10 protein-coding genes are annotated in these 12,449 nt (G+C 45.8%); 8 read left to right on the forward strand and 2 right to left on the reverse strand.

All coding sequences use genetic code 11. From position 1 onward, the window contains the following. Nucleotides 1–404: 404 nt before the first annotated feature. Nucleotides 405–1,808, forward strand: coding sequence for a H(+)/Cl(-) exchange transporter ClcA (gene clcA, locus R7M92_RS02145; protein WP_017635209.1), 1,404 nt, complete (start codon nt 405–407; stop codon nt 1,806–1,808). A gap of 261 nt (nt 1,809–2,069) precedes the next feature. Further along, a complete protein-coding gene (locus R7M92_RS02150; protein ID WP_005373475.1) occupies nt 2,070–3,017 on the forward strand; it encodes a TDT family transporter in 948 nt (315 codons plus the stop codon). Between the two features lie 44 nt (nt 3,018–3,061). Here the strand turns inward: R7M92_RS02150 and folE are convergent, their stop codons facing one another. Continuing rightward, nucleotides 3,062–3,715 carry a GTP cyclohydrolase I FolE gene (gene folE / locus R7M92_RS02155; RefSeq protein WP_005373478.1) on the reverse strand — a complete coding sequence of 218 codons (654 nt, stop codon included), beginning with the start codon at nt 3,713–3,715 and terminating at the stop codon, nt 3,062–3,064. A 287-nt stretch (nt 3,716–4,002) separates the two neighbouring features. On the opposite strand from folE, the gene moeA reads away from it, so the two are divergent. The 5 genes from moeA (at nt 4,003) to R7M92_RS02180 (ending at nt 9,752) form a co-directional block, all read left to right on the forward strand. Next, a complete protein-coding gene (gene moeA / locus R7M92_RS02160; RefSeq protein WP_017635208.1) occupies nt 4,003–5,238 on the forward strand; it encodes a molybdopterin molybdotransferase MoeA in 1,236 nt (411 codons plus the stop codon). A gap of 9 nt (nt 5,239–5,247) precedes the next feature. After that, nucleotides 5,248–5,997, forward strand: a complete 750-nt coding sequence (gene moeB / locus R7M92_RS02165; protein ID WP_172563737.1) for a molybdopterin-synthase adenylyltransferase MoeB — start codon at nt 5,248–5,250, stop codon at nt 5,995–5,997. 176 nt (nt 5,998–6,173) lie between these two features. After that, a complete protein-coding gene (locus R7M92_RS02170; RefSeq protein WP_318116673.1) occupies nt 6,174–8,279 on the forward strand; it encodes an LruC domain-containing protein in 2,106 nt (701 codons plus the stop codon). Nucleotides 8,280–8,291: 12 nt separating this feature from the next. Beyond that, nucleotides 8,292–8,792 carry a hypothetical protein gene (locus R7M92_RS02175; RefSeq protein ID WP_137282758.1) on the forward strand — a complete coding sequence of 167 codons (501 nt, stop codon included), beginning with the start codon at nt 8,292–8,294 and terminating at the stop codon, nt 8,790–8,792. Nucleotides 8,793–8,921: 129 nt separating this feature from the next. Next, entirely contained in the window at nt 8,922–9,752 is an 831-nt protein-coding gene (locus R7M92_RS02180; RefSeq protein ID WP_318132592.1) for a sulfurtransferase, read from the forward strand. A gap of 165 nt (nt 9,753–9,917) precedes the next feature. Here the strand turns inward: R7M92_RS02180 and R7M92_RS02185 are convergent, their stop codons facing one another. Continuing rightward, nucleotides 9,918–10,919, reverse strand: coding sequence for a sugar-binding transcriptional regulator (locus R7M92_RS02185; protein WP_318132594.1), 1,002 nt, complete (start codon nt 10,917–10,919; stop codon nt 9,918–9,920). A gap of 466 nt (nt 10,920–11,385) precedes the next feature. On the opposite strand from R7M92_RS02185, the gene tal reads away from it, so the two are divergent. Continuing rightward, on the forward strand, nt 11,386–12,336 hold the full coding sequence (tal, locus tag R7M92_RS02190) for a transaldolase (protein ID WP_005373488.1): 951 nt from the start codon (nt 11,386–11,388) through the stop codon (nt 12,334–12,336). Nucleotides 12,337–12,449: the final 113 nt, after the last annotated feature.

Here is a 12,449-nt window from a genome sequence, read left to right on the forward strand (position 1 = left end):
AGTTATAACGCAGAAATTAAGAAGGCGCACATGTTCGTGCGCCTCTACCTCGTTACTCAATCGTGAGTGTGCGAATCGGCGATGTCTATTGATGCATCCCGAACATAAAACGAGGACTTACCGTAGGGTTTGAATCCATCCAAATTGTGTGTAAAACCTCACATCCCTCCTTCTGAAGCAGTCATGTTGCTTTACATTTAAAGCATGGTTCATTTTTCTCAAAAAACAAGTTTTTTATCCTAAATTATGAGAGCAATAGCACAATCTGAGTGAATGAATAATATCGCGACACTTCGAACACTCAATAGTGAAAAGCTAAATTGCATCTTTATTGATTAGGTCTAGACTCTGCGAAGCGTATACTTTCTTTCGTCCCTTCCCCCCAGCAACAGGAGAGCTTTTTAATGACCAAACGCGAGAGAATTGTGAAATCTGTGTTGGCGCACGTACCGAAAGATGCGATTAACCAGTTTGTCTCTCGAGGGTCAACATCATTTTCTGTTCTCATTATGGCCGCCATTGTGGGTACGTTGGCTGGTTTTGTCGGTACGTATTTCGAGCTTGCCGTTCATTTCGTTTCTGAAACACGAACAGAATGGTTAAGAAGCGAAATTGGTAATGTTCTACCATTGTGGCTGGCAGCGGTTCTCATTAGCGCACTTTTAGCTTTTATTGGCTATTTTCTTGTGCACCGCTTTGCGCCAGAAGCGGCAGGCTCTGGTATTCCTGAAATCGAAGGGGCAATGGATAATATTCGTCCAGTGCGCTGGTGGCGCGTGCTACCAGTAAAATTCTTCGGCGGCATGGGCGCACTTGGCTCTGGTATGGTGCTTGGTCGTGAAGGCCCAACCGTTCAAATGGGTGGTGCTGTTGGTCGAATGGTGACCGATATATTCCGGGTAAAGGATGACGATACCCGCCACTCCCTGCTCGCTTCTGGTGCTGCTGGCGGTTTGGCTGCGGCCTTTAATGCCCCACTCGCAGGCATTATGTTTGTTGTGGAGGAAATGCGACCTCAGTTTCGCTACTCTTTGATCTCAATTCGCGCAGTGATCATTTCTGCCATTATGGCGAACATAGTGTTTCGCGCCATCAACGGGCAAGACGCCGTTATCACTATGCCGCAATACCAGTCGCCAGAGCTTCAAGCCCTATGGCTGTTTTTATTGCTTGGCGCATTGTTTGGCGTGTTTGGCGTGATCTTCAATAAACTGATTACCGTAGCACAAGACAGTTTTGTCGCAATTCACAAAAACGATCGTAAGCGCTACTTGATTGTAGGTTCGTTACTGGGAGGCGTGTTTGGCTTGCTTCTTTTGTACGTACCCCAACTAACTGGTGGTGGTATCGGCCTTATTCCTGACATTACTAACGGTAACTACTCGGTATCCATTTTAGTTTTGCTTTTCTTTGGTCGTGTAATTACAACCCTGCTCTGTTTTGGTTCTGGTGCGCCGGGAGGCATCTTTGCACCTATGCTTGCTCTGGGAACCTTATTTGGCTATGCGTTCGGATCAAGTGCTGATGTCTTGCTCCCTGCGCTTGATATCGAGCCTGGTGTATTTGCGATTGCGGGCATGGGGGCCCTGTTTGCTGCAACGGTACGTGCACCGATTACTGGTATTCTGTTAGTGATTGAAATGACGAATAACTACTACTTAATCCTGCCATTGATCATTACTTGTTTGGGCGCTGTGATTATTGCTCAATTGTTGGGTGGACAACCTATTTACAGCCAGCTGCTGCATCGCACAATCAAAAACGAAAAGTTACGCCAACAGGATCTACCGGAGAATCAATCAACATAACATTCTCTTTGTTATCACTTCGCTCCAGACTATCGAAGGGTTTGGAGCGATAAACTCTGCATTTTTGCATCTTTTCCCAAATATTCGATACCAAACTCACAAAATTATCATTCTCTGATATTTGCTCACCACCTTTCATGAGAAACCCCTCTCCATACTTGTTAGTATTCGCTACCTAAATAGAGCATTTCATCCAAATCGTCATGTTTTGTTTCATTCAGGCAAAAATCAAATGGAGTAGATTTGAACTGGAGAAGACTTGTGCAGTTTTATAGTGTCCCGCCGTCTCAAGCCGCGTTGGCACTAGGTATGATAGGTTTAGGGCAAGCTTGGGCACTCTATGTTCCTGAGATTGGTGAACCGATACGCCCATTTTTGGCGTCACTCGGCGCACTTTTACTCGCCCCTGTACTCATAAAATATGCCGCGAATCCACGATTATTCATGGTCGACATTCGTCACCCACTGAGTGGTAGTTTAATGGCACCAATGAGTATGGCGTTACTGATCCTTGCAGATTATCTTGCCGCTGTAGCACCTATCATCGCTTATCCACTTTGGTTTATGGCGCTTTTGCTGCATTTTACTATGATGGTGCTGTTTTTTAGCTTTCAGCTAATGAACTTCAAAATGTCCAATATCGTACCGAGTTGGTTTCTTTATCCGGTGGGGCTGATCAGTAGTTCACTAGCCGGTTCTCAACTAGGTCACAACTTATTCTCCGAAACGTTAGCGATGATGTGCATCGGCATTTATTTCTTCATGCTGCCACTCGTGTTGTATCGTTTAGTGTTTTTCGGCTCTCTACCAAGGCGAGCAAGACCGACCCTCGCGATTATGGCCGCGCCGGTAAACTTGTCATTAGCAGCATACTTGGTGAACTTTCCCTTACCAGATCCGATACTGACAGGCGCATTGGCCGGGATCGCCATCACTATGACGTTATTGATCTACTTATGTTACTTCCGCTTACTTCGCTTGAAGTTTCAACCTTCTATCGCGGCAGTAACCTTTCCTTCCGTGATCAGCGCCATCGCAATGCATCGCTTAACCTCTTTTTTTGCCGAATCGCACCCTCACTGGCACTGGCTACACGACTTTGGTTTTCTAGAGCTCAGTATCGCGACTGTATTGGTTGTTTGGGTATCGGCAGGTTACGTCAAAATGTATTGGCCAGAAATCATGAAGTCATTTTCTAAACAAGCATAAAAAAGGATGGCGTTTGCCATCCTCTTAGAATAGTGCTTGGTTACCTAACGTAAACCGTGCAGAAACTCGGCACGCGTTGCTGGGTTGCTTTTGAAGATACCGCCCAATGCTGTTGTCGTGGTTTCGCTGGTTGCATCCATCACACCGCGAGATTTCACGCAGTAGTGTGTTGCGTCAATCGTCACTGCCACATCATCGGACTCAAGCAACGTTTGAAGTGCAACAAGAATTTGCTGAGTCATACGCTCTTGAACTTGTGGACGCTGGGCAAAGAAGCGAACGATACGGTTGATCTTTGATAGGCCAATGATCTTGCCACGTGGAATGTAAGCCACTGCAGCCTTGCCATCAATGGTCACAAGGTGGTGTTCACAAGTGCTGGTCACCGTGATGTCCTTCACGCGAACCATCTCGCTCACGTTCATCTTGTTCTCAATCACCGTGATTTTAGGAAAGTTGGAGTAATCCAGACCAGAGAAGATTTCGTCAACGTACATCTTAGCAATGCGGTGAGGGGTTTCTTCTAGGCTATCGTCAGTGAGGTCAAGTTGAAGCAGACCTAAGATCTCACGCATGTGGTGTTCGATCTTCTCTTTCTTCTCTTCACGACTTACGTTGTTTGGACGCATTGGCGTTTCCAAACCGCGTTGCTCTAGCGCTTCTTTTACTAACTTCGCTGACTCGCTAAGACCTGACATTCCACTTCCTCTTTTGTTTTACTTCAGCCTTCGTACAAACCCAATCAAAATTGCATTCATACTTTTCGCTTTGAGTTGCTCAGTTCGTGTCTTTACACCAAGTCACATCAGATGAAGGTACTGAGCTGATTTTCTTGAGCTCCGCAGGTTTTTTACCCCTTTTGGATGGCTGACAAGGATACTCGGATTTTTGAATAATTACACCCATATTTTATAGGTGGACATTCTTACTCAGTCCCCTTTTATGGTAAAGTTGCCACAAAACAAAAGAACACAGGATTTTCTCAATGGGCTGCTGCGACGCACCTGGCTTGATGCCAATTGAAGAAGCGATGGACAAAATGCTATCGCGAATCAAACCTATCCAAACAACGCTTTCTCTTCCACTTGCTGAAGCACTCGGTTTTGTACTGGCAGAAGACATCCTGTCTCCTATTCACGTACCGCCATTCGATAACTCAGCAATGGATGGCTACGCTATTCGCATTCAAGATCTTGAGTCATCTTCTGTATTGCCTCTGGCAGGTAAATCATTTGCAGGACAACCTTTTGAAGGTGAATGGCCTCAAGGTACCTGTGTTCGCATCATGACTGGCGCAAAAATCCCACAGGGTTGTGATGCCGTTATCATGCAAGAAAACACTGAAGTAACAGATGCTGGCATTCAGTTCAACCAAACCGACGTGAAGCCACAAAACAACATCCGCCCAACAGGTGACGACATCAAACAAGGTGACATCGTACTGGCAAAAGGCGCACGTTTAACACCTCGCGATATTCCGATGATTGCGTCTCTAGGTGTTAGCCACGTGACAGTAGTACGTAAACCAAAAGTTGCTTTCTTCTCTACAGGTGATGAACTTAAACCACTGGGCGAGCCGCTAGACGAAGGTCAGATCTACGACAGCAACCGTTACGGTATTAAACCGCTTATCGAGAACTTCGGTTGTGAAGCCGTTGATCTTGGCATCATTCCAGATTGCCCAGAGACTCTAAAAGCAACCTTTGAACAAGCGCAGACATTGGCAGATGTGGTTGTGACCTCAGGCGGTGTCAGTGTAGGCGAAGCGGATTACACCAAAGACATTCTTGAAGAACTTGGTGAAATCGGTTTCTGGAAGCTAGCAATCAAGCCGGGTAAACCTTTCGCATTTGGTAAGCTAAGTACAGCTTGGTTCTGTGGTCTGCCGGGTAACCCTGTTTCTGCAGTTCTTACTATGTACGTGCTTGTTCAACCAATGCTGGCAAAACTTGCAGGCCACACCGAATGGAAAGCACCCGAGTCTATTCCTGCAACAACCAAAACCGCCTTTAAGAAAGCGCCAGGTCGTACCGATTACCAACGTGGTATCTACACATTAGAAGATGGCAAGTTTGTGGTTGAAACAACGGGTAACCAAAGCTCTGGAGCATTCCGCTCAATGAGCCTAGCGAACTGTTTTGTTGTATTGGAACGTGAACGCGGCCGAGTTGAAGTGGGCGAAACGGTTCAGATTCAACTATTCAACTCAACCCTTTACTAGGAAGACGTTGTGGATATTCTTTCCGATCAGGAAATGCTGCGTTACAACCGCCAAATCATTCTTCGTCAGTTTGACTTTGAAGGGCAAGAAGCACTCAAACAAGCATCGGTATTAATGCTTGGTGCTGGCGGTTTAGGCTGCGCATCAAGCCAATATTTGGCAACGGCTGGTGTCGGTAAAATCACGCTGATTGATGATGATATCGTCGAGCTGTCTAACCTTCAGCGCCAAGTGCTACACCACGATGCGGATATTGGTCGTAAGAAGGTAGACTCGGCGGCCGATGCACTACGCGAACTTAACCCGCACATTATCGTAGATACCATCGCAAAACGTCTTGATGATACAACGTTAGAAAGCCTGATTAAGCAACACACTATTGTTGTCGATGCATCAGATAACGTCGATACGCGCAATCAACTTAACCGCCTATGTTTTGCCACCAAAACACCGCTAATTTCAGGCGCGGCCATTCGCATGGAAGGTCAAGTGAGTGTGTTTACTTATGATGACCCAGCGCAACCATGTTACCAGTGCTTAAGTGCCCTCTTCGGCAGCGGTGCGTTAAGTTGTGTCGAAGCCGGAGTCATGGCGCCTGTTGTAGGTATTGTTGGCGCGGTACAAGCGATGGAAGCGATCAAAGTGATTGCTGATTACGGTCAACCTAAGAAAGGTAAAATTCTGATTTTGGACGCGCTCAGTATGTCTTGGCGAGAAATGAATCTGATGAAAATGCCCACCTGCCCGGTTTGTAGTTAGCTCTAAACCTCTAATCATTCCCAAAAAGCCCAACTCGATGTTGGGCTTTTTTCTCATTTTGACAATCAGATTTAAAACCCTTCTTCTTACAAATATTAACTCCATAAAATTCAACAAGTTAAAAGTTGGCACATTCCTTTCATTGCATATATCACGAACCAATGAGAGGGCGAATTATGAAAAGGACATCACTACTACTTGGGTCTCTAATAGCGAGCGCTTACGCACAAGCGGCGGCATTTGATACGTGCCCAAGCCAAGCATACCTGTTCCAATCAACCCCGGTTCAAATCTATGGCGTCAATTTGGTTACAGGCTCTACGACTCTTTTAGAGGACGACACAGGTTTGGCTTCGGGCATCAACGGTGTAGGCTTTAACTTCACTGACCGTTATATCTACGGCTACGACACCACAAACAAAAAGATTGTTCGTCTTGGTCAAGACTTCCAAGCAGAGACACTTGATGTTTCGGGTCTTCCTACCGACCACACGTTTTACGTAGGTGACGTTTACAACCACGTCTACTACTTGTACCGCAAAGGCAAAGGACTTTTCTCCATTGACCTTTCTCCGCTCGATTCTGATCCAAATGCGACATTGAGCATCGTGAAAATCAGCTCAACAGCGACTGTGAACCTAACCGACTTTGCATTCCATCCAGGTGATGGCTCCCTTTACGGCATCGACAACAACTCTGGTGTGCTATATCAGTTCAACCCATCAAATGGTAGCGCAACTGCGATAGGTGACACAGGTGAGAAAGGCACATTTGGTGCTGGCTACTTCGATGTAAACGGCAACTACTACGTGTCACGTAACCAAGATGGCAAAATCTATCGCGTTGACCTTTCGGAAGGTAACGCAGCCAATATCGCAGCAGGTATCGTTCCTGCGGTTGAGTTTGTATCCAACGGTCCAAGCTCAAGCCAAAATGACGGTGCACGTTGTGCAAATGCTCCGGTGATTAACGAAGACGAGCCAATTGATTTTGGTGATGCTCCAGACAGCTACCACACCACGCTTGCGTCAAACGGTCCTCGCCACGAAGTGGACGGTGCAACTTGGCTTGGCTCTGTTGCTCCAGATGGTGATGCCGACGGACAGGCAAACGATAACTCTGTGGGCACAGCCGATGAAGATGGTGTTGGTTTTGTATCCGCACTTGATCCAGGCTTAAGCTCAATTGTGAATGTGACAGCTTCTACTTCTGGCTACCTATCAGCATGGTTTGACTGGAACCGCGATGGTGACTTTGATGATGAAGGTGAGCAAGTCTTTACCGACCAATTACTGTCTGCGGGTAATAATCCCCTACCGTTTGTAGTTTCAACCGCTGCAACGGAAGGGTCTAGCTGGAGCCGATTCCGCTTTAGCCAACAAACCGGATTAAACTACGATGGTGGTTCGACGTCTGGTGAGGTGGAAGATTACCCAATTACCATCACTGGTAATGGTTACTCAGTGGAGTATTTCCCGAGTGCAGAAGATTACGCCACCGTGGCTTACGAAGATAACTGGCCATACACCGCAGACTACGACATGAACGATGTGGTCGTGAAATTCCGCATCACTGAAACCAGTCTTGCTGGTCATGTTGAGAATATCCAGATTACAGGTGACCTAGCGGCCTACGGCGCAAGTTACAAAAATGGCTTCGCAATCCGACTACCGGGTGTATTGAGAAGCTCGATTGAAAACGGATTAACAACGCTATCCTTCAATGGTGTAGAACAAGCATCTAATGGTTTGGAAAGTATTTCTGATGAAGCAATTTTCATCATCAGTGAAGACTTAAGCACACACGCGGCTAGCAGCTGTAGCTACTTCCGTACCGAGTCTGGCTGTGATGATAACGTTTCACTCACCTTTACCTTGAATGTGTACTTCACCGAAGGCTCTGACCGTTCAGCCATTCAAGCCATGCCATACGACCCGTTCATCTTCGCAACGCCGGGGACTTACCATGGTGACGGGATTACCTTCCAACCAGGTCGTAAATGGGAGGTTCACTTAGCAGACCAAGCACCAACAGAACAGTTTGATGACCAAAACCTCTTCGGTGTCGGCGTCGATGCAAGTGACCCTGCACAAGGTGTGTACTTCAAAACAGCAAACAACTTACCTTGGGCACTGTTGATAGTAGAGGATTGGGATTGGCCGCTAGAGCGTGTAGACATGGTCGATGCATACCCTCAATTCCAAACTTGGGCTGAGTCTGGTGGCGAACTAAGCACAGATTGGCACACCACTCCAACACCTAACAAATGCTACATTCCATAGGGAGATAACATTATGAAAGCACTTATCACAATCATCATGGGATTAGCACTAACAGCTTGTGGCGGAGGCGGTGGCGGCGGAGGTGGTAACAGTACACCACCTCCACCAACCCAAACCACCGTGCCAGAGGAAGATACTACCCAGCAGGAAGAAACTACTGAAGAAGAGACAACGGTAACAGTGGAAGATGCAACCATGCAGGATCTAGTAGTACCAGATGGCTTTAGCTACAACCCAGTGACGGAAGGTACGCTCAATGTAGACATCAGTGGTTTCTCTTCACAACGAGCACACCTAAGCGTGTACAAAGAGTTTGTCGAGAACAGTTCAGGTAACTACGATGCAAAATACCCAAGCAAAGTCGCATCGGTTCCACTCAACAATGGTACAGCAAATGTCGACTTTAATGTTTCTGATAGCCAAGGTAGCCTACTTGTTGAAATTTGGTTCTATGACGGTAGTGACCCAATTCAGAAAGTGATTACTTCTGGAGACAACACTTGGACCATGTAACTGGGTAAATCGAAAGCTGTCTTTCAGAACAAATCTTCAATCTTTAACTTAAAAATCGCATCGTTCTTTTGAACATGCGATTTTTTTGTTGTAAAACAGTAAGATTATCCACCTAGCAAACTAAAGACAATGCAAGCACTGATTAGTACTGATGAACTCAATAGCCTTCTCGGCCAACCTAACGTCAAGCTCCTCGACGCTAGTATTGCGTTTCAAATCCCTTCTGAAGGTAAAAAGATTCAAGATAAGTGGATTCCAAATACTTTACGCTTTGATTACGACAATGACTTTTGCTTACCCGGCTCCTCCCTACCGCATATGATGCCAACAGAAGAAGGCTTCAACCAAAGTGCGCAACAACTCGGTTTGAACAACGAAGACTTGATTGTGGTTTATGACAACTCAGGCACTTTAGCGGCACCAAGAGCTTGGTGGATGTTCAAAGCCATGGGGCATGACAATGTCCGAGTCTTAAATGGCGGTCTTCCAGCTTGGATTGAAGCAGGACTCCCTGCCGAAAGTACCCTATCGCAACCAAGCGAAAGAGGTAACTTTGCGGGTAAGCTCAACCAAAATGCCTTTTTGAGTGCACAAGATGTTCTTGCTCATTCAACCAATAAAAGTGCCAACATCATCGATGCCAGAGCCAAAGCACGATTCCTTGGTGAAGTGCCTGAGCCACGAGAAGGTCTACGTAGTGGTCACATTCCAAATTCGGTTTGCTTACCGTTTCAAGAACTCTTGACCAACGGTCACATTAAACCAAACTCAGAGTTGCAACAGATATTTAGCGCACTAACGATAGATAGTGACAATTCGATTATTTTTAGTTGCGGTTCCGGTGTAACCGCATGCATTTTATTACTCGCGGCGTATCAAATTGGTCTAGACAATCTGTCGGTGTACGACGGTTCTTGGACCGAATGGGGTGCTGACCACTCTCTACCTATCGAGCGTTAAGACAAGTGTCTGTTTAACATAGTATCTTACGTTTATCTAAAGATGATGTGTTCCAATAAACTAAACGCAGCTTTTAAACCAAACTTGTCATTTCGAAATAGAAACTGGCTATGAGTGATTTGTCCCTCCTCATAGCCTGACTACATCAAAAGCCGACTATTTCCGTTAGCGTTCAGATGTCGCGTTGCCGTGCATTTGCTCATCTAAGTTGAGCACGGTTAATGCGTTGCTAACGCTCGTGGCGATCACGTCTATCGCTCCAGTTCTTAATGCTCCGAGTAGAGCGAGCGGCTTGCTGTTCTCTGCTGCGATCGCAATGACTTCCGAGATCGGCCGAAACTCTTCAATACCAAGTCCAATTACTCGGTCACTCATTACCGTGTTCGCTACATTACCGTGAATATCAAAGAAGTCATAACCTGCAAAATCCCCTACCACACCTTGTTGAAGTCTCGACTGAACCACTTCATCAGGCGTAAACCAACCTAAGTCGACCATGTAACTGTTTTCGCTCATGTCACCAATACCAACCAAAGCGACATCGGCTTTACGTGCTAGGTCGAGCGTTTGTTTCACGGTTGCATTTTGCATAAAGGCCAACTTCTGTTCTCTGTTTTCTGCGTAAGCCGGCGCATAAAGGGTTTCAGAGGTCCCCCCATATTTCTTCGCCAACTGACGACAAATATGGTCGGCGTTATACATACCGCCACGCGGATGAATACCACCAATGCCACACACAAATTTACAATCACGCGGCGTAATAACACCAATATGGTGAGCGACAGACGACACGTTGCGCCCTTGTCCGACCGTCACCACCATGCCGTTTTTGAGCGTGCTAGTGAGATAATTGGACACCAATCCCGCTACCTGTAGTCGTTGCGCTTCTTCATTCGGTTGATCAAGAGCAACAAGCGCGCGCTTAACGCCGAATCGCTCGATCAAACGTTGTTCGATCTTGGCGCTGAACACCGGATGGTATTTAACGGTAATTTCAACAATGCCTTCATCACGCGCCTGCTTGAGCATTCGCCCAACCTTTGCGCGTGATATGGCAAATTTTCTCGATATCTCTTCCTGAGTCGCACCGTCTTGATAATACGCGACGGAAATCTCTGTCAACAAATCCGTGTTTTCAATGGAAATATCTTGATTAGAACTGCTCATGGTTTCTCTCGCCCTTTAAGAGGATCGATATTGTATGCAATAAGTGAACATATGCTCATTGACTTAGCATATGTTCTTTATCAATTTAAACGCTACATTTGCTCATCGCAATAACATTTTCTCACTACAATTTTTTACCCTCTTGGACAACGCTCAAGCTTTGAACAATAAGGGCAAACGTTTATTTGGGTTAACCACTAAACACACAGTAAAAAAACGTTGATGAAGTTCACTATAAGTCCATTTCAGCGATTGACTTTCAGCATAGATAGGATAAATATGGACACATCATTTACTCAGCTATCGATCAAATGTTCATAGCATTTGTTCGGTAACGAAATTTTCCGTAGTTGGCTGAGCAGATGTCTCATTAAATGCGATGAGACGGTTAGCTAACTCGCTTGCAAATGCACAAGCTGTGATAACAAAAATCACGCTTAAGCCCATTTAAATAGGATGATCGATTATGAGCAACAAGTTAGAGCAACTTCGTAAACTAACGACTGTAGTAGCAGACACTGGCGAGATTGATGCAATTAAAAAGTATCAGCCAGAAGACGCAACAACTAACCCTTCTCTTATCCTTAAAGCCGCTCAAATCGCAGAGTACGCACCTCTAATCGATGCTTCAATCGAATACGCTAAAGCACAGAGCAACGACAAAGCTCAACAAGTTCAAGATACTTGTGACATGCTTGCAGTAAACATCGGTAAAGAAATCCTAAAAACTATCCCAGGTCGTATCTCTACAGAAGTAGACGCTCGTCTATCTTACGATATGGAAGGCAGCGTAGCGAAAGCTCGTCAACTAGTGAAAATGTACAACGATGCTGGCATCACTAACGACCGTATCCTTATCAAACTGGCTTCAACTTGGGAAGGCATTCGCGCAGCTGAGATCCTAGAAAAAGAAGGCATCAACTGTAACCTAACGCTTCTATTCTCGTTCGCTCAAGCACGTGCTTGTGCAGAAGCGGGTGTATTCCTAATCTCGCCATTCGTTGGTCGTATCATGGACTGGTACAAAGCGAAAGAAGGCCGTGACTTCGAAGCTCAAGAAGATCCAGGCGTACTATCTGTAACTAAGATCTACAACTACTACAAAGAATACGGCTACAAAACTGTAGTTATGGGCGCAAGCTTCCGTAATATCGGTGAGATCTTAGAACTAGCTGGTTGTGACCGTCTAACTATCGCTCCTGCTCTACTTGCAGAACTAGAAGCAGCTGAAGGTGAAGTAGTTGAGAAACTAGTTGATTCTAAAGGCGCAGCTGAGCGTCCAGCACCAATGACTCACGCTGAATTCCTATGGGAACATAACCAAGACCCAATGGCTGTTGAGAAGCTGGCTGAAGGTATCCGCAACTTCGCCGTTGACCAAGGCAAACTAGAAGCGATGATCGAAGCTAAGCTTTAATTGCTTACCAAAAGCGAGTAGCCCGTCTACTCGCTTTTACCATCAGCACTATTTTCAAAAAATTCTATTTGAACTTGTTTCGGCGAGTTCCCTCTATTTAAATCAAATATCGA

It is taken from the genome of Vibrio sp. Vb2880, from assembly GCF_033337975.1.
Taxonomy (GTDB): Bacteria; Pseudomonadota; Gammaproteobacteria; order Enterobacterales; family Vibrionaceae; genus Vibrio; species Vibrio alginolyticus.

What these genes read in the sequence shown, in the direction of transcription:
- R7M92_RS02175 (WP_137282758.1), top strand. Translation starts at nt 8,292, where the DNA reads ATGAAAGCACTTATCACAATCATCATGGGATTAGCACTAACAGCTTGT.
- R7M92_RS02180 (WP_318132592.1), top strand. Translation starts at nt 8,922, where the DNA reads ATGCAAGCACTGATTAGTACTGATGAACTCAATAGCCTTCTCGGCCAA.
- clcA (WP_017635209.1), top strand. Translation starts at nt 405, where the DNA reads ATGACCAAACGCGAGAGAATTGTGAAATCTGTGTTGGCGCACGTACCG.
- folE (WP_005373478.1), bottom strand. Translation starts at nt 3,715, where the DNA reads ATGTCAGGTCTTAGCGAGTCAGCGAAGTTAGTAAAAGAAGCGCTAGAG.
- moeA (WP_017635208.1), top strand. Translation starts at nt 4,003, where the DNA reads ATGGGCTGCTGCGACGCACCTGGCTTGATGCCAATTGAAGAAGCGATG.
- R7M92_RS02185 (WP_318132594.1), bottom strand. Translation starts at nt 10,919, where the DNA reads ATGAGCAGTTCTAATCAAGATATTTCCATTGAAAACACGGATTTGTTG.
- R7M92_RS02170 (WP_318116673.1), top strand. Translation starts at nt 6,174, where the DNA reads ATGAAAAGGACATCACTACTACTTGGGTCTCTAATAGCGAGCGCTTAC.
- tal (WP_005373488.1), top strand. Translation starts at nt 11,386, where the DNA reads ATGAGCAACAAGTTAGAGCAACTTCGTAAACTAACGACTGTAGTAGCA.